This is a genomic window from Azospirillum sp. NS33, assembly GCF_059703765.1.
This window is the reverse complement of record NZ_BAAKJB010000007.1, coordinates 49,877-74,828: the sequence shown is the minus strand read 5'-3', so window position 1 is coordinate 74,828 and position 24,952 is coordinate 49,877. Positions and strand designations below refer to the sequence as shown.

Annotated in this window: 23 protein-coding genes; 10 read left to right on the top strand and 13 right to left on the bottom strand. The window is 70.6% G+C overall.

Annotated features, from left to right (window positions below):
- Positions 1-13: 13 nt before the first annotated feature.
- The 5 genes from AC6H2I_RS08700 to fliI form a co-directional block, all read right to left on the bottom strand.
- Positions 14-403 (bottom strand): DUF6524 family protein, encoded by a 390-nt coding sequence (locus AC6H2I_RS08700; protein WP_497500207.1) that lies wholly within the window; start codon positions 401-403, stop codon positions 14-16.
- A gap of 79 nt (positions 404-482) precedes the next feature.
- Entirely contained in the window at positions 483-836 is a 354-nt protein-coding gene (locus tag AC6H2I_RS08695; RefSeq protein ID WP_497500206.1) for a hypothetical protein, read from the bottom strand.
- A gap of 41 nt (positions 837-877) precedes the next feature.
- Positions 878-1,297 carry a DUF6524 family protein gene (locus tag AC6H2I_RS08690; RefSeq protein ID WP_497500205.1) on the bottom strand — a complete coding sequence of 140 codons (420 nt, stop codon included), beginning with the start codon at positions 1,295-1,297 and terminating at the stop codon, positions 878-880.
- 33 nt (positions 1,298-1,330) lie between these two features.
- The gene (locus AC6H2I_RS08685; protein WP_497500204.1) at positions 1,331-1,765 is read right to left on the bottom strand and encodes a flagellar FliJ family protein; all 435 of its coding nucleotides are present in this window, start codon (positions 1,763-1,765) and stop codon (positions 1,331-1,333) included.
- Positions 1,762-3,096 (bottom strand): flagellar protein export ATPase FliI, encoded by a 1,335-nt coding sequence (fliI, locus tag AC6H2I_RS08680; protein ID WP_497500203.1) that lies wholly within the window; start codon positions 3,094-3,096, stop codon positions 1,762-1,764. The genes AC6H2I_RS08685 and fliI overlap by 4 nt, the downstream gene beginning before the upstream one ends.
- Positions 3,097-3,379: 283 nt before the next feature.
- Between fliI and ctrA the strand changes: the two genes are divergently transcribed.
- On the top strand, positions 3,380-4,114 hold the full coding sequence (gene ctrA / locus AC6H2I_RS08675; protein ID WP_497500202.1) for a response regulator transcription factor CtrA: 735 nt from the start codon (positions 3,380-3,382) through the stop codon (positions 4,112-4,114).
- Positions 4,115-4,150: 36 nt separating this feature from the next.
- Here the strand turns inward: ctrA and AC6H2I_RS08670 are convergent, their stop codons facing one another.
- Positions 4,151-5,383 (bottom strand): SLC13 family permease, encoded by a 1,233-nt coding sequence (locus AC6H2I_RS08670; RefSeq protein ID WP_497500201.1) that lies wholly within the window; start codon positions 5,381-5,383, stop codon positions 4,151-4,153.
- Positions 5,384-5,475: 92 nt separating this feature from the next.
- On the opposite strand from AC6H2I_RS08670, the gene AC6H2I_RS08665 reads away from it, so the two are divergent.
- Positions 5,476-6,219, top strand: coding sequence for an HAD-IA family hydrolase (locus tag AC6H2I_RS08665; RefSeq protein ID WP_497500200.1), 744 nt, complete (start codon positions 5,476-5,478; stop codon positions 6,217-6,219).
- A gap of 10 nt (positions 6,220-6,229) precedes the next feature.
- Here AC6H2I_RS08665 and AC6H2I_RS08660 read toward each other — a convergent pair whose 3' ends face one another.
- Both AC6H2I_RS08660 and glgX read right to left on the bottom strand, forming a co-directional pair.
- Entirely contained in the window at positions 6,230-7,255 is a 1,026-nt protein-coding gene (locus tag AC6H2I_RS08660) for a response regulator (RefSeq protein WP_497500199.1), read from the bottom strand.
- A 56-nt stretch (positions 7,256-7,311) separates the two neighbouring features.
- Positions 7,312-9,456 (bottom strand): glycogen debranching protein GlgX, encoded by a 2,145-nt coding sequence (gene glgX / locus AC6H2I_RS08655; protein WP_497500198.1) that lies wholly within the window; start codon positions 9,454-9,456, stop codon positions 7,312-7,314.
- A 292-nt stretch (positions 9,457-9,748) separates the two neighbouring features.
- Here glgX and AC6H2I_RS08650 point away from each other — a divergent pair, with 292 nt between their 5' ends.
- Positions 9,749-11,098 (top strand): pentapeptide repeat-containing protein, encoded by a 1,350-nt coding sequence (locus AC6H2I_RS08650; protein WP_497500197.1) that lies wholly within the window; start codon positions 9,749-9,751, stop codon positions 11,096-11,098.
- 25 nt (positions 11,099-11,123) lie between these two features.
- Here AC6H2I_RS08650 and glgB read toward each other — a convergent pair whose 3' ends face one another.
- Both glgB and treS read right to left on the bottom strand, forming a co-directional pair.
- Positions 11,124-13,346: a 1,4-alpha-glucan branching protein GlgB gene (glgB, locus tag AC6H2I_RS08645; protein ID WP_497500196.1), complete on the bottom strand. Its 2,223-nt coding sequence runs from the start codon at positions 13,344-13,346 to the stop codon at positions 11,124-11,126.
- Positions 13,347-13,447: 101 nt separating this feature from the next.
- The gene (treS, locus tag AC6H2I_RS08640; RefSeq protein WP_497500195.1) at positions 13,448-16,762 is read right to left on the bottom strand and encodes a maltose alpha-D-glucosyltransferase; all 3,315 of its coding nucleotides are present in this window, start codon (positions 16,760-16,762) and stop codon (positions 13,448-13,450) included.
- A gap of 373 nt (positions 16,763-17,135) precedes the next feature.
- Between treS and AC6H2I_RS08635 the strand changes: the two genes are divergently transcribed.
- Entirely contained in the window at positions 17,136-17,297 is a 162-nt protein-coding gene (locus tag AC6H2I_RS08635; RefSeq protein WP_497500194.1) for a hypothetical protein, read from the top strand.
- Positions 17,298-17,343: 46 nt separating this feature from the next.
- Here the strand turns inward: AC6H2I_RS08635 and ettA are convergent, their stop codons facing one another.
- Positions 17,344-19,020, bottom strand: a complete 1,677-nt coding sequence (ettA, locus tag AC6H2I_RS08630; protein WP_497500193.1) for an energy-dependent translational throttle protein EttA — start codon at positions 19,018-19,020, stop codon at positions 17,344-17,346.
- A 371-nt stretch (positions 19,021-19,391) separates the two neighbouring features.
- Between ettA and AC6H2I_RS08625 the strand changes: the two genes are divergently transcribed.
- Positions 19,392-19,946 (top strand): sigma factor-like helix-turn-helix DNA-binding protein, encoded by a 555-nt coding sequence (locus AC6H2I_RS08625; protein WP_497500192.1) that lies wholly within the window; start codon positions 19,392-19,394, stop codon positions 19,944-19,946.
- 26 nt (positions 19,947-19,972) lie between these two features.
- Positions 19,973-20,614 carry a glutathione S-transferase family protein gene (locus AC6H2I_RS08620; RefSeq protein ID WP_497500191.1) on the top strand — a complete coding sequence of 214 codons (642 nt, stop codon included), beginning with the start codon at positions 19,973-19,975 and terminating at the stop codon, positions 20,612-20,614.
- Here AC6H2I_RS08620 and AC6H2I_RS08615 read toward each other — a convergent pair.
- Positions 20,611-21,327 (bottom strand): dienelactone hydrolase family protein, encoded by a 717-nt coding sequence (locus tag AC6H2I_RS08615; RefSeq protein WP_497500190.1) that lies wholly within the window; start codon positions 21,325-21,327, stop codon positions 20,611-20,613. The two genes, AC6H2I_RS08620 and AC6H2I_RS08615, sit on opposite strands and share 4 nt — an antisense overlap.
- Positions 21,328-21,424: 97 nt before the next feature.
- Here AC6H2I_RS08615 and AC6H2I_RS08610 point away from each other — a divergent pair, with 97 nt between their 5' ends.
- Positions 21,425-21,889 (top strand): YaiI/YqxD family protein, encoded by a 465-nt coding sequence (locus AC6H2I_RS08610; protein ID WP_497500315.1) that lies wholly within the window; start codon positions 21,425-21,427, stop codon positions 21,887-21,889.
- Positions 21,890-21,901: 12 nt separating this feature from the next.
- On the opposite strand, the gene AC6H2I_RS08605 is transcribed toward AC6H2I_RS08610, so the two are convergent.
- A complete protein-coding gene (locus tag AC6H2I_RS08605; RefSeq protein ID WP_497500189.1) occupies positions 21,902-23,272 on the bottom strand; it encodes an exonuclease domain-containing protein in 1,371 nt (456 codons plus the stop codon).
- A 124-nt stretch (positions 23,273-23,396) separates the two neighbouring features.
- Here AC6H2I_RS08605 and AC6H2I_RS08600 point away from each other — a divergent pair, with 124 nt between their 5' ends.
- From AC6H2I_RS08600 to AC6H2I_RS08590, 3 genes are all read left to right on the top strand, one after another.
- Positions 23,397-23,702: a hypothetical protein gene (locus AC6H2I_RS08600; protein ID WP_497500188.1), complete on the top strand. Its 306-nt coding sequence runs from the start codon at positions 23,397-23,399 to the stop codon at positions 23,700-23,702.
- Positions 23,699-24,052 carry a hypothetical protein gene (locus AC6H2I_RS08595; protein ID WP_497500187.1) on the top strand — a complete coding sequence of 118 codons (354 nt, stop codon included), beginning with the start codon at positions 23,699-23,701 and terminating at the stop codon, positions 24,050-24,052. Before AC6H2I_RS08600 ends, AC6H2I_RS08595 begins: the two co-directional genes overlap by 4 nt.
- Positions 24,053-24,466: 414 nt before the next feature.
- Positions 24,467-24,934: a hypothetical protein gene (locus tag AC6H2I_RS08590; protein WP_497500186.1), complete on the top strand. Its 468-nt coding sequence runs from the start codon at positions 24,467-24,469 to the stop codon at positions 24,932-24,934.
- The last annotated feature ends 18 nt before the right edge of the window (positions 24,935-24,952 follow it).

Sequence of the window (24,952 nt, the reverse complement as noted above, 5' to 3'; positions counted from 1 at the left end):
AGGCCGACCGCGCCTAGACATGCCCGCCCTCCTCCGACGGCGTGATCAGCCCCGACACGTGCTGGCGGAACAGGGCGAGGCAGACGCCGCCGGTCAAGGCCGTGGCCACCGCCGCCTGAACCCACATGATCGTCAGATCGGTGGTCGGCAGGCGCACGCCGACGCTGTAGCCGGCCCAGCTCAGGGCCGAGAAGAAGGCGATCGCCGACAGCACGCCGATGGGGGTCAGCGTGCGCAGCGCGATCGCGGTGACGAAGACGTGGAGGATCAGCAGCGCCGCCCCGACGAACACCTTCACCGGGAACAGCCCGTCGTCGGGCGCGGTCAGCCAGGCCACGTAGTGGTAGCCGGTGGGGTTGTAGGTGGCCTCCTCCAGGGCGAACACGAACAACCACCGGACCACGAAATCCGACCATTTGAAACGAGGCACCGCCCCGGCCATGCAGACTCCCCCGGCAATCCCGCGCGGACTCGACCACGCCCTAGGCGCGCGCGTCCAGCAACTTCTTTAGGCGATGGAAGCCCCGGTTGTCGATGTAGCCCATCATCAGGGCGTTCGGGGTCATCGCGTCCTGCCAGTAGTCGGGCCAGCGGTCGGTCGCCCCGTCGTAGGAGAACCGGACATAGCCCGGCCAGAACCAGGGTTCGACCAGGGTGACGGCGGTGATCTTGTCCCGCGCGATCACCGTCTCGGTGTCCCCGTCGTAGAGATTGAAGACCTCCAGGAAGAACTGCAGGGCCCCGCCGCGGTGGATCTCCACCCGGTCCTCGTAGACGTCGATGTGGCCGCCCAACCCGGTCACCCGGTAGAGGCGACCGGCGCCGTGTCCGCTCATGCTCGCTCCCTGGTCCCGCGCGATCCCGGGCCTGATTGTGATCAGTGGTTCTCCGACGGCGTGATGAGACCGGAAAGCGCCTGGCGGAACAAGCCCAGGCTCATGCCCCCGGTCAACGCCGTGGCGGTCGCCACCTGCACCCACATCACCGTCAGCGCGGTGGTCGGCAACCGCACCCCGAGGCTGTAGCCGGCCCAGCTCAGGCCGGAAAAGAAGACCACGGCGGACAGCACGCCGATCGGCGTCAGCGTGCGCAGCGCCATGCCCGCGATGAAGATGATGACGATCAGCAGCACCACCCCCACGAAGGCCTTCAACGGGAGATGGGCCCAGCCCGGCTCGGTCAGCCAGGCGACGTAGTGGTAGCCGGTGGGGTTGTAGGTCGCCTGAAGCAAGGCGAACACGAACAACCAGCGCACCATGAAGTCCGACCATTTGAAGCGCGACGCCGCTCCCGCCATGCCATCTCCCCGATTGCCGGCCCCCGCCGGCTGTCACACCCCGGTGCCGCTTTCCTGCTGGCGGCGGCGGAAGCCGACCAGGGCGGTCTCGTCGAGCACCGCCGCCTCGCGCCGCTTCAGCTTGTCCGCCTCGCGGCGGACCCGCTCCTCCTCCGCCAGTTCGAAGCGCTTCAGCTCCTGGAAGGCCTCGGCCATGGCCTCGGTGGCCGCGGCGATCTGGCTCTCGACCTGATCGATGGAATCGGCAAGGCGCTGGCGGCGGTCGCGGGCGGCGCGGGCGAAGCTGGCATAGCCGAACGCCACCTCGCCGTCGGCCAGCGCGGTCTCCTGCTCGTGGACGATCTCCTGCTCCAGCTTCTCCGCCTCGCTGCGCAGCCGGTCGCCCAGCGTCTGCAACTCGACCAGCGCGCGGCGCTTCTCGTCGAGCTGCCACTTGTGCAGGCGGATCACGGTCTTCAGCGAATTCACTGCCAGGGCACCCCTAGAATCTCAGCCAGCATCGAGTACCCGGTGGCAAGGCTCGTGTTGTCCCGCTTGCTCTGGCGCAGGAAGGCCTCCAAGGCCGGCTGGAAGTGGATGGCGAGGTCGACCTCCTGGTCGGAGCCGCGCCGGTACGCGCCGAGGCGGATCATCTCGGCCATGTTGTCGTAGGACGCCAGCAACTGGCGGGCCGCGGCGACGATCTGGTTCTCCGCCTCGGAGTTGCATCCCGGCATGGTCCGCGACACGCTGCGCAGGATGTTGATGGCGGGATAGCGCCCGCGCTCGCCGATCTGCCGGTCCAGCACGATGTGCCCGTCGAGGATGCCGCGCACCGCGTCGGCGATCGGTTCGTTGTGGTCGTCGCCCTCGACCAGGACCGTGAACAGCCCGGTGATGGTGCCCGCCCCCGCCGCCCCCGGCCCGGCCCGCTCCAGCAGGCGGGGCAACTCGGCGAACACGGTGGGCGGGTAGCCCTTGGTGGTCGGCGGCTCGCCGGCCGACAGCCCGATCTCGCGCTGCGCCATGGCGAAACGGGTCACGCTGTCCATCATGCACAGCACGTCCATCGCCTCGTCACGGAAGTACTCGGCCACCGCCATGGTCATGTAGGCGGCCTGGCGGCGCATCAGCGGCGGCTCGTCGGAGGTGGCGCAGACGACGACGCTGCGTCCCAACCCCTCGTCGCCGAGGTCCTCGCTGATGAACTCCTGGAGTTCGCGCCCGCGCTCCCCCAGCAGGCCGATCACCGCGACCTGGGCGCTGGAGTAGCGCGCGAGCATCGACATCAGCGACGACTTGCCGACGCCGGATCCGGCGAAGATGCCCATGCGCTGGCCGAGGCAGCAGGTGAGGAAGGTGTTGATCGCCCGCACGCCGAGGTCGATCTTCCCCCCCACCCGCTGGCGGGTGTGGGCCGACGGCGGGCTGTTGCGGATCGGCACCGGCCGGGTGCCGCGGGGCAGCGGCCCCTTGCCGTCCACCGGCTCGCCCAGGGCGTTGATGACGCGGCCGAGCCAGGCGTGGCAGGGATAGATGACCGGCTGGCCGTCCGACACCAGCGCCCGGCACCCGAGCCCGACGCCATCGAGCGAGCCGAACGGCATCAGCAGGGCGCGCGCCTGGCGGAAACCCACCACCTCGCACGGGATGCGGCGGCCGTCGCGGGATTCGATGACGCAGCGGCCGCCGATGGACAGCTCCTTCTCGATCCCGCCGACCTCCGCCAGCAGGCCGAGCACGGCCGTCACCCGGCCGAACCGCCGGTGGTCGGGCAGCGCGTCGATGTCGTCGAGGAGGCGGGCTACGTCGGCGGGCACGGGCGTGCGTTCGCGGTTGTCTCGAAAAGGGACCGGGCGAACCGGGGGTGCCCTCAGCGGCACGGCGGCCGGCCACCAGACCGGTCGGCTCCGCCATGATCGTCCGGAATGCTTAACGAGTCGTGAACCAACTCGAGGCTGGCGTTAAGCTGAATCGTCTGTTAACTTGTGTAAACATGAGGATGTGGGCTGTTGGGGTGGCAGGTCGTCCGCTCCCGGACAGCCCCGATCCGGTTCGGGCTCGGGTACGGAACGGCACCTTGCCACAGGTTGGGAAAAGGCCATGAGGGTACTGCTGGTCGAGGACGATTCGTCCATCGCGAAGAGCATCGAGCTGATGCTTCAATCGGAAGGGTACATCGTCGATTCCACGGACTTGGGCGAAGATGGGCTCGAAATCGGAAAGCTCTACGACTACGACATCATCATCCTCGACCTCATGCTGCCGGACATCGACGGCTACGAGGTGCTGCGCCGGTTGCGCGCGGCGCGGGTCACCACCCCCATCCTGATCCTCTCCGGCCTGTCGGAAATGGACAACAAGATCAAGGGGCTGGGCTTCGGCGCCGACGATTACCTGACCAAGCCCTTCGACAAGCGCGAGCTGATCGCCCGCATCCAGGCGATCGTCCGCCGGTCCAAGGGCCACTCCGACAGCCTCATCCGCACCGGCCGCCTGACCGTTAACCTGGACACCCGCACGGTCGAAGTGGACACCCAGCCCCTGCATCTCACGGGCAAGGAGTACGGCATCCTGGAGCTGCTCTCCCTGCGCAAGGGCACCACCCTGACCAAGGAGATGTTCCTCAACCATCTCTACGGCGGCATGGACGAGCCGGAGCTGAAGATCATCGACGTCTTCGTCTGCAAGCTCCGCAAGAAGCTGGCGGCGGCGACCCAGGGCGACAACTACATCGAAACGGTGTGGGGCCGCGGCTACGTGCTGCGCGATCCCCACGAGGACACCGCCCTGCCCGCTCCCGGCGGCAAGGTTCCGCAGCACCAGACCGCCGACTGACCGGCCGCGCGCCGGCCGGTCCGGCGCCCCCCGGCGTCACCACGCCGGCAGCAGCCCCAGCCCCCACAGCCAGGCGCTGGCGAGCGCCATCGACGCCAGCGTGATCGGAACGCCGCACCGGGCGTGCTCGGCCAGGCCGACCCGCACGCCCAGGGCGGCGGCGCGTTCCGCCATGATGATGTTCGCCAGGCTTCCGGGAAGCGCCAGGTTGCCGGCCAGGGTCGACAGCACCGCCAGCCCGAGAAGCGCCCCCTCCGGCGGCCCCGGCCAGGCCGCGAGCAGGAGGAGGACCGCCGGCACGTTGCCGACGGTGTTGCTGGCGACCAGCGCCAGGGGCGCCAGCACGGCCAGCGAGTCCGGCAGGTGCCCGCGCGCCGCCAGCGCGTCCACCACGCCGGCCGGCAGCCCGGTGTCGGCCAGCGCCTGGGTGACCACGAACAGCCCCGCGAACAGCACCAGCAGGTGCCAGTCGACCATGCCCAGCATGGTGCGGCTGGCCAGGCTGCGGCTGACCAGCATGGCCCCGGCGACGATCAGCACGCCCGTGACCTGGGGAAGCGGCGTGGCGAAGAGCGCCAGCAGCCCGACGGTCGCGGCCATCGCCTTGGCCATCGGCCAGCGGGCCAGGGCCGGCGAGGGGCCGGCCTCCCCCTGGGCCGGCGCCGTCCACCAGCGTCCGCGCCATTGCCACCACACCACGGCGTGGACGCAGGCCATGCCCAGCAGGGCCGGCACGCCGCACACCGCCAGGAACGGCCAGAAGCCCAGGTCGCCGGACTGGGCGATCAGGATGTTCTGCGGGTTGCCGATGACCGTCGCAGCGGAGCCCGCGTTGGCGGCCCCGGCCAGCGCGATCAGGTACGGCTGTGGGGCGAGGCCGCGCCGCCGCAGGCCGTGGCACAGCATGGGGACCATCGCGAAGACGACGACGTCGTTGGCGAGAACCGCCGACAGCACCCCGGCGACGAGCACGGTGAGCGCCAGAAGGCGTTCCGGCGCGCCGCGCCCGGCGGCGATCCGCCACGCCGCCCAGTCGTAGAAGCCGCTGGCCGCGTACTGCGCGGACAGCACCATCAGGCCGAACAGCACGAACAGCGTCGGGAAATCGATGGCGTCGACCGCCTGGTCGGCGGACACGGCGCCCGCGGCGAGCAGCAGGATCGCCGCGACGAGGGCGATGCCCGTGCGGTCGACGCGCACCCCTGGAAAGCGGCCGAGGGCCATGCCGAGATAGGTGACGGCGAACACCCCGACGACGTAGGCGGTCATCCCAGCGGCTCCCGGGCGGCGCGAGGGCACCCGCGCCCGGCGCGGGCCCTGCCCGACCGGGCGGTGGCGTGAGGCCGGCCGCGGTGGTAAGGATGGCCGGCACACCGGAAGGGGCCGAGCCGATGACCGACACGCTGCGCGCCCTGATCTTCGACGTCGACGGCACCCTTGCCGAGACCGAGGAGGCGCACCGTGCGGCGTTCAACCGGGCGTTCGCCGAACACGGCCTGCCCTGGGTCTGGGCGCGCGCGTTGTACCGCGATCTGCTGGCAGTGTCGGGCGGCAAGGAGCGCATCCGCGCCTTCGTCGCCGCCCACGACCCGTCCCGCCTCGGTCCCGACCTGAACGGGCTGGTGGCGCGCCTGCACGCCCGCAAGACGGAGCACTACACCGCGTCCGTGCGCCGCGGCGGCGTGCCGCTGCGCCCCGGCGTGGCCCGGCTCATCGCCGAAGCCGGAGCGGCCGGCCTGCGGGTGGCGGTGGCGACCACCACGACCCGGGCGAACGTGGAGGCCCTGTTCGACGGCGCCACCGGCGGCGAGGGTCATGGCTGGTTCGCCACCCTCGCCTGCGCCGAGGACGCCCCGTCCAAGAAGCCGGACCCCATGGTCTACCGGGTGGCGCTGGAGCGGCTCGGCCTTCCCGCCGCCGCCTGCCTCGCGCTGGAGGATTCCACCAACGGCGTGCGCGCCGCGGTGGCCGCCGGCATCGCCGTGGTGGTCGGCACAAGCGTGTTCACCGACGGCGACGATTTCACCGGGGCGCGCGCGGTGCTGCCCGATTTCGCCGCGCTGACCCTGACGGACCTGCGGCGCCTCCACGCCATGAACAGCTGACACGCCCGCGTCACTCCGCGGTCGCGACCTTGGCGCCGGCGGCGGCGCTGCGCGCGGCCTCCGTCGCCTTCGCCTGGGTGATCTGGTCCAGGCGATGGCGGTAGCCGGCGACCGCGGTCGCCACCTCCTGCGTCATCGCCTCCAGGGAACGGTCGGGGTCGACCGCCTGCAGCAGGCTCCGGCTCAAGGACTGGATGCGCGACACCTCGGCGGCGTCCAGGGCACCGCTGTCGGCGGTGGACCGGAGCTGCTCCACCGCGTCGCGCAACGCGCGGCACAGGCCGCCGACGGTGCTGCGGCTACCGCCGTCCCCCTCCGACAGGCGGCGGTGCAGGTCGCCGACCACGCCCGGCACGCGGGCGAGATGGTCGAGCGCCATGCGGTCCGGCGGCTCGCGCCCCAGCCCGGGCACCGCGAACTCGACCAGGAAGGCCGCCTGGACGCTCGCGCGCAGACGCTTCTGCTTGTTGACCTGGGTGTTGGTCTGGGCGATCCGCTGGCGGGGGTTGATGCTCGACCACTGCCCCATCGCCTTGAGGCGCAGGGTGTTGGGGGCGTCGATGAGCGGCACCTGGGCGCCCTCCCGCGGCGACTTGCGGCGGTCGGGCCCGGTGTAATCGGCGGTCACCACGAACGGCTTGCGCGATTCGATCAGGGTGGCGATGCGATCCTGGACCTGCTTCGGCGACACCGGCTTCACCACGAGGTCGTCGGCTCCGCTGTTGGTCACCCGCAGCAGGAGGGCCGGCGTCGGTTGCCATGTCGTAACGATCAGGGCTGCGTACGGGTTGGGGGTTGTCGGCTCGTTGCGCAGGGCCCGGATGAACTGGAACGCCGCCGCCTCGTCGCCATCGGCGTCGACCAGGACGATGTCCGGGGTCGCCGAGGTGAGCACCACCGCCGCATCGCCGGTCGACCCGAAGGTCGCCACCGACTTCAGGCCGAGCCGGCTCAGCACATCGCGAAAGAGGCGCTGGGTGGCGTATTGGCCATCGATGACAGCCGCGTCGACAAGGGAAAAGTCATAGTCGGGCATGGCGAGCACTCAACGCTGGACCGTTCGCACTCCGACACTCTACCACAGGTTAATTGTTACCGGACAGAAACAACATCGCTGCCGGGACTTTCGACGAGTTGGAACACCAGTGTGCTCCGCCCATCCACCGGGACGGGGCGGCCCGACAGATTCATGCGGCCGTCACCGGCGCCATCGGCCACCCGGGTGTCGAGGACGCAGCGCCAGCCCCGCCCCCCCGGCACCGCCGGCAGCACGAACGACACCGTGTCGTGGTGGGCGTTGAGGACGATCAGCAGCACGCCATCGTCGACCCGCCGTCCCTCGGCCGACAGGAATTCGCCGGCGTGCCCGTTCAACAGCACGCCGATGCAGCGGGCGTGCGGGTTGCGCCATTGCTCGGCGGTCTTCTCGTTGCCGAGCGGCGTGTACCAGACGATGTCCTTCAGCCCGTTCGCCGACGACGCCATGCCATGCAGGAAGGTCGGCCGGCGCAACGCCGGATGGGCCTTGCGCAAGGCGATCAGCCGCTGCGTGAACGCCAGCAGGTCGGCGGATTCGGCGCTGCGGCGGGCCCAGTCGATCCAGGTCAGGTCGTTGTCCTGGCAATAGGCGTTGTTGTTGCCGCTCTGGCTGTGGCCGATCTCGTCTCCCGCCAGCATCATCGGCGTGCCCTGCGACAGCATCAAGGTGGCCAGGAGGTTGCGCTTCTGCCGCTCGCGCAGGTGCCGGATGCGCAGATCGTCGGTCTCGCCCTCGGCCCCGTAGTTGCTGGAGTAGTTGGCGGAATGCCCGTCCCGGTTGCCTTCGCCATTGGCCCAATTGTGCTTGTCGTTGTAGGAGACGAGGTCCTCCAGGGTGAATCCGTCATGGGCGGTGACGAAGTTGACCGACGACCACGCCTTGCGGCCGCGCTTCTCGAACAGGTCGGCCGAGCCGGCGATGCGCCCCGCCAGTTCCGGCAGCTTGCCTTCGTCGCCGCGCCAGAACGCCCGCACGGTGTCGCGGTAGCGGTCGTTCCACTCCGCCCAGCCCGGCGGAAAGTTGCCGACCTGGTAGCCGCCGGGGCCGATGTCCCAGGGCTCGGCGATCAGCTTCACCCCCGCCAGGACGGGGTCCTGGCGGACCGCGTCGAGGAAGCCGGACCCCGGGTCGTAGCCGTAGGATTCCCGCCCGAGCACCGTCGCGAGGTCGAAGCGGAACCCGTCGACGTGCATGTCGGTGACCCAGTAGCGCAGGCTGTCCATCACCATCTGCAGCACCCGGGGGTGCGACAGGTTCAAGGTGTTCCCCGTGCCCGTGTCGTCGATGTAGTAGCGCCGGTCGTCCGGCATCAGCCGATAGTAGCTGGCGTTGTCGATGCCGCGGAAGCTCAGCGTCGGGCCGAGGTGGTTGCCCTCGCCGGTGTGGTTGTACACCACGTCGAGGATGACCTCGATGCCGGCCTCGTGCAGGCGCGACACCATGGTCTTGAACTCCGACAGCGCGCCCGACGACATGAAGCGGGGTTCCGGGGCGAAGAAGCCGATGGTGTTGTAGCCCCAGTAGTTGTTCAGCCCCTGGTTCACGAGATAGCGGTCGTTGGTGTGGGTGTGCACCGGCAGGAGTTCCACCGCCGTGACGCCGAGCGCACGCAGGTAGTCGATCACCCCCTGGGTGGACATCGCTGCGAAGGTTCCCCGCAGCGACTTCGGCACCGCCGGGTTGCGCATGGTGAAGCCGCGGACATGGGCTTCGTAGACGACCGATTCCGACCAGGCCACGTTGGGCCGGCGCTCGCCGCCCCAGGTGAAGGCGCGGTCGACCACCCGGCATTTGGGCATCGAGCGGGCGTTGTCGCGCCGGTCGAAGGAGAGATCCTCGCGGGTCGACCCCACGCGGTAGCCATGATGGGCATCGGACCAGCGGATGCTGCCGTACAGCGCCTTCGCGTAGGGGTCCAGCAGCAGCTTGTGGTGGTTGAAGCGATGACCGTTGGCCGGATCGTAGGGCCCGTGGACGCGGTAGCCGTAGAGCAGACCCGGCCGGGCGTCGGGAAGATAGCAGTGCCAGACCTCGTCGGTCTGCTCCGGCATGACGATGCGCTCCACCTCGCGCTGGCTGGCCATGTCGAACAGGCAGAGCTCCACCTTCTCCGCGTTCGCGGAGAACAGGGCGAAGTTGACGCCGAAGCCGTCCCAGTCCGCGCCCAGCGGGTACGGCCGTCCGGGCCAGACGGTCATGCGCACGGCGCCATTCCCCATCAGGGGCACCGAAGATGCGCCTGGGCGATCGGAAGCTGGCCGTCGCGGGTGTGGGGCATGGAGGCTCGGCGAAGTCGCGGTGCCAACGGGGCGGGGGATCATTTGGGGGAAGCAATCGCCCAGCGTCAAGCCGTCGCGGCTTCGCGGCCACACATGGCGGTCGGCGCGAACCGCTGTCGCAAGGGCTCTCTCAAAACGCTGTACGAGTGTCAATTTCCTGTCAAATATCAATCGGGACCTGCGACGATTTTCTCGTATTCCGGAGCACCCCATGGCAGAGGCGGCCCCCCTCGCGACCGAGACCCCGGTGGCCCCGCCGCCGGACCGGCGGCGGCTCTCGCAACAGGAGCTGGATCTGTTCCTCAGCCGCCACGAAGCCTTCGTCGAGTCGCGGCCGGCCGGCGCGCGCGCCATCCTGAAGCTCATGGACCTGTCCTTCCTCGATCTCTCCGGGCGGCGGCTGGCCGGGGCCGACCTCACCGGGGCCCGGCTGGTGGGGGCGAGGATGAACGCGGCGGACCTGCGCGGGGCGTCCCTGTTCGGCGCCGACCTGCGGCGCGCCTCGATGCTGCGCACCGATTTCCGCCAGGCGGACATGCGCGGCGCGCTGTTCCGCGGCGCGATGATGGCCGGCTGCAACCTGTCCTTCGCCGATCTTCGCAACGGCCTGCTGATGACCCAGTCCGGCGGCGACCTGCGGCCGCTGGTGCGCGCCTGCGCCAAGTCCGATCTCTCGGCCGCGGTGCTGGCGCGCTCCGACCTCAGCCAGGCGAAGATCTCCGATTCCTTCGTGCTGCAGACGGACCTGCGCGACACGGTGATGCGCGGCAGCCGTCTGGTGCGCGCCGACCTGCGCAACGCCAATCTCACCGGCTGCGACCTCGAGGGCGCCGACCTGTCAGAGGCCAACCTCGGCGGCGCCAACCTGGAAGGGGCCAACCTCAGCCGCACCGTGATGCGCCACACCCGGCTGGAAGGCGCCAACATGCTGGGCGCCCTGATGGACGGCGTCGATCTGTCGCTGGCCCGGACGACCGGCGCCCGCCTGGCGGAGGCCCGCCTCATGCTGGGCGACGAACTGGCCGAGATCATCGAGCGCCACGACTTGTGGATCGCCAGCCAGGGCCGCCGCGGCAGCCGGGCCGACCTGTCGGAACGGGACCTGTCGGGCGCCGACCTCAGCGGCGTGAACCTCTCGGCCGCCGTGTTGAAGCACGCCCGTCTGGTCGGCGCGGACCTGTCCGGTGCGGCGCTGATCACCGCGGACCTCGCCCTGGCCGACCTGCGGGGCGCCTTGCTGCGGTCGGCCGACCTGCGCGGGGTGTGCCTGGCGCGGGCGGCCCTCGACGGGGCCGACCTGACGGCCGCGCGGGTCGGCCCCCTGGCCATCGCCGGCGGCCACGACTGGCCCGCCGATCTCGCCCGCGCCCGGCTGCGCAAGGCCGTGCTGGCCGGGGCCGACTTCGCCAAGGCCAAGCTCACCGGCGCCGATCTCACCGACGCCGACCTCACCGGCACGAAGCTGTCGGGTGCCTGCCTGATGAACGCCACCCTGGAGGGCGCCCAGCGTGGCGGCGCCAAATGGGACGGCGCCGACACACGGGGGGCGAAGGGGGTGTGAGGCGGCCCGGACCGCCGGCCCTGGCCTAGCCCCGCCGCTCCAGAACCACCGTCCCCAGCGGCGGCAGCGTCAGGCTGACGGAATGGGGCCGGCCATGCCAGGGGGTGTCCTCGCTGGAATAGCCCTCGCGGTTGCCGACACCGCTGCCGCCGTACCGCCCGTCATCGGTGTTGAGGCGCTCGGCGTAGTGCCCGGGCAACGTCACGCCGACCCGGTATCCCTCCCGCGGGATCGGCGTGAAGCTGCAGACCACCACGAACACGTGCTCCGGGTCCTTCCCCTTGCGCAGGAACGCCAGCACCGAGTTGTCGCTGTCGTTCGCCTCGATCCACTCGAACCCGCCGGGCTCGCAATCCAGGCCGTGCAGCGCCGTCTCGTCGCGGTAGAGGCTGTTGAGATCGGCGATCAGGTCGTGGACTCCCTTGTGGAAGGGCTGGTCCAGCAGATGCCAGTCGAGACTCTCGGCGTAGTTCCATTCCCGCCACTGCGCGATCTCGCCGCCCATGAACAGCAGCTTTTTGCCGGGATGGGTGAACATGAAGCCGTAGTAGGCGCGCAGGTTCGCGAACTTCTGCCAATCGTCGCCCGGCATCTTCTGAATCAGCGACCCCTTGCCATGCACCACCTCGTCATGGCTGAGCGGGAGAACGAAGTTTTCCGAATACTGGTACAGAAGGCCGAAGGTCAGCTCGTGGTGATGGTAACGCCGGTGGATCGGGTCCTTCGACATGTAGTCGAGGGTGTCATGCATCCAGCCCATGTTCCACTTGTAGCCGAAGCCAAGCCCGCCCAGATAGACCGGGCGCGACACGCCCGGCCATGCGGTGGATTCCTCCGCGATGGTGGTCACGCCGGGCAGGCTGCCGAACGCCAGCTCGTTCATGCGCTTCAGGAACGCGATCGATTCCAGGTTCTCGCGGCCGCCGAACTGGTTGGGGATCCACTCCCCCTCCTTGCGCGAATAGTCGAGGTAGAGCATGGACGCCACCGCGTCGACCCGCAGCCCGTCGAGGTGGTACTGCTCCAGCCAGAACAAGGCGTTGCCCAGCAGGAAGTTCTGCACCTCGCGCCGCCCGAAGTTGTAGATCAGGGTGTTCCAGTCCATGTGGAATCCCTGGCGCGGGTCGGCGTGCTCGTAAAGATGGGTGCCGTCGAACAGGGCCAGGCCGTGCTGGTCGGTGGGAAAATGGCCGGGCACCCAGTCGAGGATCACGCCGACGCCGGCGCGGTGGCAGGTGTCCACGAAGCGCTTGAAGTCCTCCGGTCCGCCGTGGCGGCTGGTCGGGGCGTAGAGGCCGATCGGCTGGTATCCCCACGAGCCGTCGAAGGGATGTTCGGTGATCGGCAGCAGCTCGATGTGGGTGAATCCGAGGTCGCGGACGTAGGGCACCAGCCGTTCGGCCAGCTCGTCGTAGGTGAGGAAGCGGTTTGCGTCCTCCGGCACCCGCGCCCACGAGCCGAGATGGACCTCGTAGACGCTCATCGGCGCCTCGCGCACCTGGGCGCTGGCGCGCCGGTTCATCCACTCGCCGTCGCTCCAGTCGAACGGCGCCAGCCCGTGCACCACCGAGGCCGTCTGCGGCCGCATCTCGCTCTGGAAGGCGTAGGGATCGGCCTTCAGCGGCAGGAGGTTGCCATCCGGCCCCTTGATCTCGAACTTGTAGCGCTGGCCGACGTCGACGTAGGGGACGAAAATCTCCCAGACGCCGGCCTCCACCCGCTTGCGCATGGGCAGGCGCCGGCCATCCCAGTCGCAGAACTCGCCGACGACGCTGACCCGCCGGGCGTTGGGCGCCCAGACCGAAAACGCCACGCCGGAAACGCCGTCCATCTCGCGGGGGTGCGCCCCGAGGCGTTCGTACGCCTTGAGGTGGTTTCCCTCGGCCAGCAGGTGGACGTCCAGCTCGCCCAGCACCGCGCCGAAGCGATAGACGTCCTCGAACTCCCGGGTGGCCAGCGGATAGTGCACGCGGAAGCGGTAGCGGAACCTCTCGCGGCGGTCGGGCAGCACGGCTACGAAGAATCCTTCGTCGTGCCGGCGCTCCATCACCCCGGCGGCGTCGCCGGTGGTGCTGTCGATCACCTCGATCCGGTCGGCCCCGGGCAGAAAGGTGCGGACCTCCACCGGCGCCCCCGGCTCCTCCTGGTGCATGCCGAGGATGCCGAAGGGATCGCCGTGGTCGGCGCGGACGATGGCGTCGATACCTTCCTGCAGCGCCGTCGCCGTGTTGCGGACGTCATTCGGCATCGGATCTGCTCCCATTTCCACTCTGGTCAACGCGGTGGCGCCGGTCCGGCCCGGTCATCCCGATCGGACCGCCGGGCCAGGACCGCCCGCCGCCTTCGGGCTCATATGGCACCATCATCCAGCAACTGAAGCACGCCCTTCACCGGGATGCACAGCCAGGCCGGGCGATTGGCGGCTTCGTAGGCGATTTCGTAGAGCGCCTTCTCCATCAGGAACAGCCCGAGCAACCGCTGCCCCGACGCCTCGTCGGTCGGCCAGCTCGGGCACCCCTCGATGGTGGCGCGGTAGGCGCTGAGGAACGAGACCACCGTCCGGCGCTCCCAGTCGCGCGCCCCGTCCCGCAGCCGCGACGGGCCGGAGCCTTGCTCCAGCGCCTGGTCGTCGAGGCGGAAGATCGCCGACCACGCCGCGTAGTTGAAGGACCGCAGCATGCCGGCGACGTCCACCAGCGGCGACCGCTTGGCCCGGCGTTCGTCCAGCGGCTTTGCCGGCTCGCCCTCGAAGTCGATGATGTAGAAATCGTTCTGCGCCCGCAGCACCTGGCCGAGGTGGTAGTCGCCGTGGATGCGGGTCTTGACCGCCTGCAGCGGCTGGTCGGCCATCTCGCCCAGGCGTTCCATGACCTCGGCGCGGCGGGTCAGCAGCGCCTCGGCGTCCTCCCGGGTTTCGCCGCCCAGCCGGTCGACCGCCCCGCTGAGCGCGTTGAACGCCGTCTCCGCCTGGGCGCGGGCGCGGGCGATCCACCCCGCGACGTCGTCGCCCGTCACCGGCTCCGGGTCGAACGCGGGGTCGCCCGTCCGCAGGGCGAAGGCGCGGTGCATCTCCGCCGTGCGCTGACCGAGGGTTCCGGCGAGGTGGAGATACATGCCGAAGGGCACGCCGCCGTCGGTCTCGTCGTCGACGTGGTTGACGCCCAGGCGGATCTCCTCGAACTCGCGCTCCAGGTACTCGATGGTGGTGGTCCAGCCGTCACCCTGGTTGCGCACGAAGCCCTGGGCCACGGCCAGGGTCGTCACCGTTCCGTGGGGATCGACGTGCTCGACGGCCCCCAGCAGCGGCGGGGTGTTGGCGAACCCGGCCTTCTCGGTCAGGAACCGGCCGACCTCCAGCTCCGGATGGACCCCGGACGAGAGGCGGCGCAGGACCTTGACGATGGCCTGGTCGTCGACCAGCACCGACGTGTTGCTCTGTTCCACGCCCAGCGTGCGGACGACCGGTGCCTCGGACAGCTCGATCGACGCCATGGCCGAGGTGGCGTCGAACCGGATGGTGCCGGACGATGCCGGGATGGTGGCGCCCCGGCGCAGCCCGTCCATGAGCGCCAGCGCGAAGTCCCCGGACTGGCCGCCATCGAACAGCGCACCGGCCCGGGCGCCGCGTCGCACCTTGGCCAGGGTGTAGGGAAGCAGCGGCCAGCCCGGGCCGCCGGCGTTCTCCTCCCAGCTCATGGCGAGCGGCAGGAAGTAGGATTGCGGCTCATCCCCGCCGCCCAGCAGCACGTCGACACGCGCCACCAGGAACCCGTCGCCCGCGCCCGGCAGGGTCGCGTGCATGCCGATGTGGGTGCCCTTCACGGCCCGGTCCTTTGCGCCGAACCAGCGCTGGTTGGGCAGGTAGGCCGGCAGGATGTCGTTGTCGATCTCCTGCGCGGTGCGGCCCGAGGTCAGGCTGTTCCAGCCGTCGCGCACCACCAGGGTCACCAGATCGGGCATCGGCTCCGGCGTCGTCTCGTGCCAGCTCGGCAGCTCCGCCTCCGACGTCAGGGCGAACCAGTAGAAGCCGTAGCCGGGCAGGGTCAGCAGGTAGGGGAGATCGCCCACCGGCGGAAACGCGGTGCGCCCCAGCATCTCCACCGGCACCCGCGCCTTCCACTCCTTGAGGTCGAGCTCCACCGCCTGGGCCGAGCGCGACAGGTTCGCCACGCACAGCACCACCTCCTCCGTGCCCTCGTGCTCGTAGAGCCGGAGGTAGGCGAGGATCTTGCGGTTGCCCGGGTAGAGGAAGCGCAGCGAGCCGCGCCCGAACGCCTTGCGCTGCTGGCGCACCGCGATCAGCCGCTTCATCCAGTTGAGCAGGGAGGACGGGCTGCGGGTCTGCGCCTCGACGTTGACCGCGTCGAAGCCGTAGATCGGGTCCATGATGGGCGGCAGGTAGAGGCGGGCGGGATCGGCCTTGGAGAACCCGCCATTGCGGTCGGGCGACCATTGCATGGGCGTGCGCACCCCGTCGCGATCGCCCAGGAACACGTTGTCGCCCATGCCGATCTCGTCGCCGTAATAGAGCACCGGCGTCCCCGGCATCGACATCAGCAGGCTGTTGAGCAGCTCGATCTTGCGGCGGTCGTTGTCGAGCAGGGTGGCCAGCCGGCGGCGGATGCCGAGGTTGATCCGCATGCGCCGGTCGGCGGCGTAGAAGTTCCAGAGGTAGTCGCGCTCACGGTCGGTGACCATCTCCAGGGTCAGCTCGTCGTGGTTGCGCAGGAACACCGCCCACTGCGAGCCCTCGGGAATGTCCGGGGTCTGGCGCATGATGTCGGCGATGGGGTGCCGGTCCTCGATCGCCACGGCCATGTAGATGCGCGGCATCAGCGGAAAGTGGAACGCCATGTGGCATTCCCCGGCCCCGTTCTCCGGGTCGCCGAAATAGGGCAGCACGTCCTCCGGCCACTGGTTGGCCTCGGCCAGCAGCATGCGGTCGGCGTAGCGCTCGTCGATCGCCGCCCGGATCTGCCGCAGCACGTCGTGGGTTTCCGGAAGGTTCTCGTTGTTGGTGCCCTCGCGCTCCTTCAGGTAGGGCACGGCGTCGAGCCGCAGCCCGTCGACCCCCATGTCCAGCCAGTAACGCATCACGTTGAGCACTTCGTACAGCACCCGCGGGTTGTCGAAGTTCAGGTCGGGCTGGTGGGAATAGAAGCGGTGCCAGAAATACGCCTGGGCCTCGGAATCCCACGTCCAGTTGGATTTTTCCGTATCGCAGAAAATGATCCGGGTGCCCTGGTACTTCTGGTCGCTGTCCGACCAGACGTAGTAATTGCGATGGTTGGAACCCGCCTTGGACTGCCTGGCGCGCTGGAACCAGGGATGCTGGTCCGAGGTGTGGTTCACCACCAGCTCGGTGATGACGCGCAGGCCGCGGTCGTGGCAGGCGCGCATGAACCGCTTGAAGTCCTGCACGTTGCCGTAATGCGGGTTGACCTGCCGGTAGTCGGCGATGTCGTAGCCGTCGTCGCGCAGCGGACTGGGGTAGAACGGCAACAGCCACAGCGCCGTAACCCCAAGATCCTGAATGTAATCAAGCTTCTGCGTCAGGCCAGCGAAGTCGCCGATGCCGTCGTTGTTGGCATCGAAGAACGCCTTCACATGCAGCTGATAGATGATGGCGTCTTTGTACCACTGGGATTCCTGCCGATCGATCATGTTCAGTCGGGTCGGTTGCTGTTGCCAGGAGGGTGAACAGAACGGTCGCCGTTCCGTTGCGGCCGCCGTTCCGGAAAGCGGGGCCCGCCGCCGAGGGAAGGACCGGCAGCAGGGACAGTGTGCCCTCGAAACCCCCCACCGCCAAGCTTCCGCTTCGGGGGATGACCGATGGCCGGAGGTGTAACGCGGGACCCCCCCTGGTGGTGCCACGGTTGTGGTGAAAACTTTTCGCCCCCCGCGCAGCGGCGCCATGCCCCTCCCCCGCCGGGGGCGACCGTGGGACGGGAACGCGGCTGCAGCGCGACGGCCGGCGATTCGCCGTCGGTCACTCGGTGGTGGTGGGCACCGTCGCCGCAGGCGACCGATCCGGTGAATGTCGCCGCAGGCGACCGATCCGGTGAATGTCGCCGCAGGCGACCGGGTGAACGTCGCCGCAGGCGACCGGGTCGAAGTGGACTGCCGCCTGCTGGGCGACCGCAAGGTCGCGGTCCGGGTCGCCCCGTCGGATGCCGGAGAGGCCGCCTCCCGGCGCTGAGAGCCCGACACCCCGGCCCGTCCGGCCGGGGCTCCGGTCCTGGCGGTCAGCCGCGGACCAGCGGCCTGTACTTGATGCGGTGCGGCTCGACCGCCTCGTCGCCGAGACGGCGCTTCTTGTCCGCCTCGTAATCCTGGAAGTTGCCCTCGAACCATTCGACGTGGCTGTCGCCCTCGAAGGACAGGATGTGGGTGGCGATGCGGTCGAGGAACCAGCGATCGTGGCTGATCACCACGGCGCAGCCCGGGAAACTCTCCAGGGCGTCCTCGAGCGCGCGCAGCGTGTCGACGTCGAGGTCGTTGGTCGGCTCGTCGAGCAGCAGGACGTTGGCCCCGGATTTCAGCATCTTGGCGAGGTGGACACGGTTGCGCTCCCCGCCCGAGAGCTGGCCGACCTTCTTCTGCTGGTCGGGGCCGCGGAAATTGAAGGAGGACACGTAGGCCCGGCTCGGCATGGTCTTCTTGCCGAGATCGACGACGTCCAGGCCGTCGGAGATCTCCTCCCACACCGTCTTCTTCGAGTCGAGGCTGTCGCGGCTCTGGTCGACGTAGCCCAGCTTGACCGTCTCGCCGACGCGGAACGCACCGTCGTCGGGGGCGTCCTGCCCGGTGATCATGCGGAACAGCGTGGTCTTGCCGGCGCCGTTGGGGCCGATCACCCCGACGATGCCGCCCGGCGGCAGGTTGAACGTCAGGTCGTCGATCAGCAGGCGGTCGCCGAAGCCCTTGGCGATCTTCTCCGCCTCGATCACCACGTTGCCCAGACGCGGCGGGGCGGGGATAACGATCTTGGCCTCGCCCACCGCCTCCTTGCCGGCATCAGCCAGCATCGTTTCGTAGGCGGAAATGCGCGCCTTCGACTTGGCCTGGCGGGCCTTCGGGCTCTGACGGATCCACTCCAGCTCGGCGGCGAGCTGCTTCTGGCGGTTCTGCTCCTGCTTGCCTTCCTGCTCCAGCCGCTTCTGCTTCTGCTCCAGCCAGGACGAGTAGGCGCCCTCGTAGGGGAAGCCCTGGCCGCGGTCCAGCTCGAGGATCCAGCCGGTGACGTTGTCGAGGAAGTAGCGGTCGTGGGTCACCAGAACGACCGTGCCCTTGTACTCCTGCAGGTGCCGCTCCAGCCAGGCCACCGATTCGGCGTCGAGGTGGTTGGTCGGCTCGTCGAGCAGCAGCAGGTCGGGCTTCTCCAGCAGCAGCTTGCACAGCGCCACCCGGCGCTTCTCGCCGCCCGACAGCTTGGTCACGTCGGCGTCGCCCGGCGGGCAGCGCAGCGCGTCCATCGCGATCTCCACCGTGCGGTCGAGGTCCCAGGCGTCGGCGGCGTCGATCTTCTCCTGCAGCTCCGCCTGCTCGGCCATCAGCGCGTCGAAGTCGGCATCGGGGTCGCCCATGGCCTCGGACACCGCGTTGAAGCGGTCGACCAGGCCCTTGGTCTCGGCCAGGGCGTCCAGCACGTTCTCCTGGACCGTCTTGCCGGGGTCGAGCTGCGGTTCCTGGGGGAGGTAGCCGACCGTCGCCCCCTGCGCCACCCAGGCCTCGCCCGAGTAGTCCTTGTCGAGCCCGGCCATGATCTTCATCAGCGTCGATTTGCCGGAGCCGTTCACGCCGAGCACGCCGATCTTCGCCCCGGGCAGGAAGCTGAGCCAGATGTTCTCCAGCACCTTCTTGCCGCCGGGATAGACCTTGGACAGGCCCTTCATGACATAGACATACTGGTAGGACGCCATGCGCCTCTCCGACCCTTTGCGAGGGAAAACACGATCGGGGCGCGCGCCGCGCCGACCGGACCGGGCAGGGTTTTAACGCATCGGGCGGTGGGTTGGAAGGGTCGCGGCACCCCGCCCCCCGCGCCGGCGCCCGCCCCGCCCCGCCCCGCCCCCGCGCGCCCCCGCGTTCGACCGGCAGGCGGCAAGTCCCGCCGGCGACCAGCCCCGCCGGCTCCTTCGATCGGCGATGTCGGGCCGTGCGAATCCCGGTCCGGAGCGGCATGTCACGGAGAAATGCGCCGGTCCCGTCTTTCAATATGTTGTCTCATGCCCCACCTGTTGTTAAATGTTCTCCATTCGTACGGCACACCGCACTTCATCGGGAGAATCCCATGGCGACGCTGAAGGAGTTCGAGGACGCGCTGCGGGCGGCGGGCAACACCGCGGCGCTGGCGGTTCTCGATTCCCTGCGCGACCGCGACCGCGCCACCCGGGCGATCCGCCCGGCGCGGCGCGTGACCGGGCGCAAGATGACGCCGGAGCTGGCGGCCGAGGTCCTTCGCCTCCACCGCGCCACCGAGATGACGCAGCAGGAGATCGCCTTCCAGCTCGGCGTGAACCAGGGCCGGGTGAACGAGGTGATCAAGCGCGGCAAATGGCTCGACGGCGATCCCGGCGCACCGGAGGCGGTGGCCCGCGACCGCGCCGTGGAACGGGCCAAGGCGGGCGTCGGCATCACCCCACAGCCCCCCCGCGCTGCGGCCGCCGTCGCGGCCCCGCCGTCCAGGCCGGCCGAGCGCCGCGCACCGGCACCGGCACCGGCACCGGCCAAAAGCGCCGCACCGCCGGCGCCGCGCAAGAACACGGCAACCCCGGCGCCGCGCACCAGCGCGGCCAGGCCATCCCCCCGGGCCGGCGCCACGCAGCTTCTGTTCGACGGCCTCTAGACGCCGGGCGTGGAGGACGGACCCCGATGACAGCCGAACTCGTGTTCTACACCAATCCCTTGTCCCGCGGGCGGCTCGTCCGCTGGATGCTGGAGGAGATCGGCCAGCCCTACCGGACGGAGCTGCTGGACTACGGCACGACGATGAAGGGGCCGGCCTACCGCGCCATCAACGCCATGGGCAAGGTGCCGGCGATCCGTCACGGCGACACCGTGGTGACCGAGGGGGCGGCGATCTGCGCCTACCTCGCCGACGCGTTCCCCGAGGCCGGGCTGGCGCCACCGGCGGAGTCGCCGCTGCGCGGTCCCTACTACCGCTGGATGTTCTTCGCCGCCGGCCCACTGGAGGCGGCGACGACCAACCGGGCCTTCGGCTTCACGGTGCCGCCGGAGCGCGAGCGGGCGGTGGGATACGGGTCGATCGCCGACGTGACCGACACCCTCGACCAGGCGATCGGGGACCGCGCGTTCCTCGTCGGCGACCGGTTCACCGCCGCCGACCTCTGCCTCGGCGGGCAGCTCGGCTGGCTGCTCCAGTTCGGCATGATCGACCGGCGGCCGTCCCTGGTGCGGTACGCCCAGGCGCTGACCGGACGCCCGGCCGCGGTGCGGGCCCGCGCCATCGACGACGCCGCGGCGCCCCCCGCCCCGTCCCCGGCCTCGTCCTAGGTGAAGACCTCGGCCAGGAACGCCACCAGGGCGGCCCACGACCGCCGATCGGCCGCGGCGTCGTGGCGCAGGCCGTGCTCCGGCCGGTCGAGGCCGCTGGCGGTGAACGCGTGCATGGCGTGGCCGTACGCATGGAGCTGCCAGTCGGCGCCGGCCTCGGTCAGCTCCCGCGCCACCGCCAGGACGTCCGGGGGTGGCGCCAGGGGGTCCTCCCACCCGTGCAGCATCAGCACCTTGGCGGTGATCGGCGGCTGCGCGCCCAGGTTCGGCGGCGCGAACACGCCGTGCAGGCTGACCACGCCCTTCACGTCGGGTGTGGCGCTGCGGGCCACATCGAGCGCGCACAGCCCGCCGAAGCAGTAGCCGATCATGGCGATCCGCTCAGGCTCGACGGCGGGGTGGGCCTTGGCCGCCTCGACAGCGGCCAGCAGGCGGCGGCGCAGCAGGCCGCGGTCGGCGCGCAGCGGCGCCACCAGCGCACCGTTGTCGCCGCCGGGCACGCCCCGCACGCCCTTGCCGTAATAGTCCAGCACGAAGCCAACGTAGCCGAGGCCGGCCAGGCGATCGGCGACCTGGCGCTCGTGGTCGGACGGACCGGCCCATTGCGGGGCGATCAGCACGCAGGGACGCCGCCCCCCCGCCGTGGCCGGCACGGTCACGTACCCCTCGCAGGCGACGACGCCGCCGCTGTACTCGATGGTCTGGCCCGCCATGCCGCCCTCTCCTCTGCCCGCATGTGACGCGTGGGCTGACAATCGCCGGCCGCCGCCGCATTATCAAGCCTGGAGCCCACCACGGAACGGAGCGATGCTGGACATCTACGTGGACGCCGACGCCTGCCCGGTGAAGGCCGAGATCTACCGCGTCGCCGGCCGGTACGACCTCAAGGTGCTGCTGGTCAGCAACCAGCCTCTGCGCCTGCCCAGCGACTGCCGGGCGGAGCTTGTCGTGGTCGGGTCCGGCTTCGACGCCGCCGACGACTGGATCGCCGACCAGGCGGGGGCGATGGACATCGTGGTGACCGCCGACATTCCCCTGGCCGACCGCGTGTTGAAGAAGGGCGCGGTGGTCCTCGGCTCCACCGGCAAGCCCTTCACCGCCGACAACATCGGCCAGGCCCTGGCCGGACGCGCCCTGATGAGCGATCTGCGCGACATGGGCGTGGCCGCGGGGGGGCCGCGCCCGATGGCCGCGCAGGACCGCTCGCGGTTCCTGCAGACCCTCGACCAGGCGGTGCAGGCGCTCAAGCGGGGGCGCATGCCGCTCTGGCGGTGACGGCGGGGCCGCTCATGCCGCCATCAGGGCCCGCGCCTCGCCCAGCGTGGCGATGCCCCGCTGGTCCAGGCGGCGCATCAGCGCCGCCGCGACCTCGGCGGTGAGCAGCGCGTGGGGGCTGCCGCGGGGCCCGTCGCGATGCTCGACGCCGAGGGCGGTGGCGAGGTCGGGCAGCGGCAATCCCGCCAGCGCCGGATCGAGGGCGGCGGCGAGCCGCCCCAGGTCGAGGCTGGGCGGCAGCGTGACATCCTCCACCCCGGCCCGCTCCGCCTCCGCGCTCAGGGCCGCCAGCGCCGCGTCGATCCCGACGCCGACCACCAGGCACCCGCGCACCGCGCCGGCCACCACCGGCCACGCGTCGGCGAACGACCGGGCCGCGGCGATGTCCGCCGGGGCGATGGCGTGGGCGGCGGCGGCCGCCGGCGGCACCGGCTCGTCGGGGTTCACCAGCAGGTCCAGGGACACGGTGCGGAACACCCGCGCGCCGGACAGGCGCACGGTGGCGACGGCGAACACCCGCCCGGCCCCGCCATCCCGGGCGCCATCCGGGGCACCATCCGGGGCGCCATCCCGGGCGCCATCCGGGGTGGCGGCCGGGGTGGCGGCCGGGGTGGCGGCCGGGGTGACGGTTGCCAGCCACAGGGCGACCATCGGCAGGGCGCCGATCGGCTCCCGGTCGTCGCCGTGGACGTGGCCATGCGCCCCGGCCGCCACGGCGCGGCGCGGCCGGTACTCCGGCAGGCGGACCGGAAAGACGACCGCCACCCCGGCGCCGAGTCCGAGGTCGGCGACCCGCGCCGGAAACTCCGCCCCGTCGTGGCGCGTCAAGACCGCCGAAACCGTCCCCCCGTCGCCGCGCGCCTGCTCGATCGCGCGGAACAGGCCGGGGCGGTCGATGAAGTCGTAGATGTCCATGCCCTCGGCCGCGGTCGCCCCGAGAAGGCGCGCGGCGGCGGCGTTCAACGTGGTGATGCGGCCCGTGTCGCCCAGCATCAGCACGGGCTCCTCCAAGGTCTTGGCGATGGCGGCCAGGCGATCGCCGGCGCGGCCGCCGGCGCGCCGCTCGCGACGGAACGCCTCGGCCACCGAATCGGCCAGCCGTCCGAGCTCGTCCATGCGCCCGCCATCCCACGATCCCGGGGCCCCGGGATGATGGCGCAGGGTCGCGAGGTCGTCGCGCAGCCGGTCGATGTCGCGGAAATGCCGCGACAGGCGGCTGAAGACGAACCACAGGGCCAGCACGCCGAGGCCGGCCGCACCCATGTCGGCAACGAAGGCCCGGACGTCGCCGCCGGTGCGCTGCGCGACGTCGGCGCCGAGGAAGGCGATCGCCATCGCCGCCACCGCCAACCCCCACAGCGCCGTCCGCCATGTGCCGCCCATACGCTCTCCCCATCCCTTGCCCGAGACCCCGATGGTAGCGCCGCGACGGCCGGCCGAGAAGAGCGCGGCGGGAGTGCTCCGGAGCGGACCGTCACGACGGTCGCGTTGCCGCCGGGGACCGGGTATGATCGCGGCCATGCCCGCCGCCTATCTCCCCTTCTGGCTGTTGACCTACGCGCTGGCCGCGTTGGGCTGGCTGTGCATCGCGCGGTTTGCGTGGGAACGGTTCGTTCCGGCGGACTCCCCCCACCCGGTGAGCCAGGTCCTGCGACTGGCCACCGACGGGCTGGTGGCGGCGACGGCGCTGGTCACCCCGCGCGCCGTGCCTCGCTGGACGCTGGCCGCGGTCGCGGCGGCATGGGTGTTCGTCGTCCGCGGCACGCTTTCGGTGGTGTTGCTGATGGGTGTCCTGGGGGCCGGCGCGCCATGACCCCGGGCGACGGCGCGTTGCGGCGCCGGAACCGGCGCCTGCTGCTGGTGCTGGCCACCGTCGCGCTGGCCAACGGGTTCCTGTCGCCGGCCGTGGGCGTGCTCTGGCGCACCGCCGTGGTGTGGCTGCCCGGCTTCCTGCTGGCGGTGCCGGGAATGGTGTTCTTCCTGACGCCGCTGGTGCTCGCCGCCCTGACCGTGCTGGTGGCCGGGCTGCCCGTGGCGGTCTATGAACGCCTTGCCCCGGGGGGCGGCGACGACACGACCGGCCTGCGCCTGTGGCTCGCCGGCACCATGGTCCTGTCCCTGCCGGCCGCCCTGGCCGTGGCGAGCGCGCTGCTCGTCCGGTGACGGGCGGGCAGGCCCCTGCCCGCCCGCCCAGTCACGGCCCTCCCGACGCCCCGCCGCGGGTGGATTCCCGTGTCAACGGCCGTTCGTCGCCGTCCCGGTAGCGCTGGACGGCGGCCGCAGCGCGTCCGGGATCGGCCGGGCCGAGCGGGTGCCCGGCCTCGGACTGGACGAAGGCCGCAAGCGGTCCGACCGAGGCCGCCTCGGCCAAGGTCGGATTGACAACGCCGCTCCTTCGGACCCGGTCGCGGCGAATTCCATGCATGTTCGTTTAGAATTTTTCCTTTGTTGTCTTCATGGAGAACCGACTTGATCTTTTGGTGGAGGTAGTACAAAAGTAATCAACGTTGGGTTAGAAACAACCGATCCAGTGGTCGTCCGGTCGCTTCCATTGGGTGGGTCGCAGCGGGTTTGCCCATGACCATGATCGAGTTCGGAACGGCGCGGGCGTCCGGTCGCGGGACGACGCGGCCGGCGCGCCACCGGGCCGGCATCGCCCTGGCGGCCCTCGTCATCGCCGCCACCGCCTGCGGCATCGGATTCGGCTTCGACCTCGCCCGCGGCTGCATCGTCGAGGCCCGCCTGGCGCGCGCGCTCGATGCCGCCGCCCTCGCCGGCGGACGGGTGCACGTGGACGAGCAACGCGACGGCCACGTGCGGACCTTCTTCCGGCAGTCCTTCCCCGACGGCTTCCTCGGCTCCGAGCCGGCGCCCTTGACCATCGCCGAGGACCGCGCCAGCGGCACCCTCGTGGTGCGCGCCAGCGCACGGGTGCACGCGGTGTTCCGCGGCCTGATGGGATTGGACGACCTGACGGTGGAGGCCCGCTCGGTCGTCCGGCGCAACCGCGGCAGCGAGCCGGTGCTCACCGCCAGCGCCCTGTGACCGGGCGGCGGCGTCCGG

Bases quoted from the DNA above. Each gene is read 5' to 3' on its own strand.
- AC6H2I_RS08695 (WP_497500206.1), bottom strand. From the start codon at position 836: ATGAGCGGACACGGCGCCGGTCGCCTCTACCGGGTGACCGGGTTGGGC.
- AC6H2I_RS08690 (WP_497500205.1), bottom strand. From the start codon at position 1,297: ATGGCGGGAGCGGCGTCGCGCTTCAAATGGTCGGACTTCATGGTGCGC.
- ctrA (WP_497500202.1), top strand. From the start codon at position 3,380: ATGAGGGTACTGCTGGTCGAGGACGATTCGTCCATCGCGAAGAGCATC.
- AC6H2I_RS08670 (WP_497500201.1), bottom strand. From the start codon at position 5,383: ATGACCGCCTACGTCGTCGGGGTGTTCGCCGTCACCTATCTCGGCATG.
- AC6H2I_RS08665 (WP_497500200.1), top strand. From the start codon at position 5,476: ATGGCCGGCACACCGGAAGGGGCCGAGCCGATGACCGACACGCTGCGC.
- AC6H2I_RS08660 (WP_497500199.1), bottom strand. From the start codon at position 7,255: ATGCCCGACTATGACTTTTCCCTTGTCGACGCGGCTGTCATCGATGGC.
- glgX (WP_497500198.1), bottom strand. From the start codon at position 9,456: ATGACCGTCTGGCCCGGACGGCCGTACCCGCTGGGCGCGGACTGGGAC.
- AC6H2I_RS08650 (WP_497500197.1), top strand. From the start codon at position 9,749: ATGGCAGAGGCGGCCCCCCTCGCGACCGAGACCCCGGTGGCCCCGCCG.
- glgB (WP_497500196.1), bottom strand. From the start codon at position 13,346: ATGCCGAATGACGTCCGCAACACGGCGACGGCGCTGCAGGAAGGTATC.
- treS (WP_497500195.1), bottom strand. From the start codon at position 16,762: ATGATCGATCGGCAGGAATCCCAGTGGTACAAAGACGCCATCATCTAT.
- AC6H2I_RS08635 (WP_497500194.1), top strand. From the start codon at position 17,136: ATGTCGCCGCAGGCGACCGATCCGGTGAATGTCGCCGCAGGCGACCGG.
- ettA (WP_497500193.1), bottom strand. From the start codon at position 19,020: ATGGCGTCCTACCAGTATGTCTATGTCATGAAGGGCCTGTCCAAGGTC.
- AC6H2I_RS08625 (WP_497500192.1), top strand. From the start codon at position 19,392: ATGGCGACGCTGAAGGAGTTCGAGGACGCGCTGCGGGCGGCGGGCAAC.
- AC6H2I_RS08620 (WP_497500191.1), top strand. From the start codon at position 19,973: ATGACAGCCGAACTCGTGTTCTACACCAATCCCTTGTCCCGCGGGCGG.
- AC6H2I_RS08615 (WP_497500190.1), bottom strand. From the start codon at position 21,327: ATGGCGGGCCAGACCATCGAGTACAGCGGCGGCGTCGTCGCCTGCGAG.
- AC6H2I_RS08605 (WP_497500189.1), bottom strand. From the start codon at position 23,272: ATGGGCGGCACATGGCGGACGGCGCTGTGGGGGTTGGCGGTGGCGGCG.
- AC6H2I_RS08600 (WP_497500188.1), top strand. From the start codon at position 23,397: ATGATCGCGGCCATGCCCGCCGCCTATCTCCCCTTCTGGCTGTTGACC.
- AC6H2I_RS08595 (WP_497500187.1), top strand. From the start codon at position 23,699: ATGACCCCGGGCGACGGCGCGTTGCGGCGCCGGAACCGGCGCCTGCTG.
- AC6H2I_RS08590 (WP_497500186.1), top strand. From the start codon at position 24,467: ATGACCATGATCGAGTTCGGAACGGCGCGGGCGTCCGGTCGCGGGACG.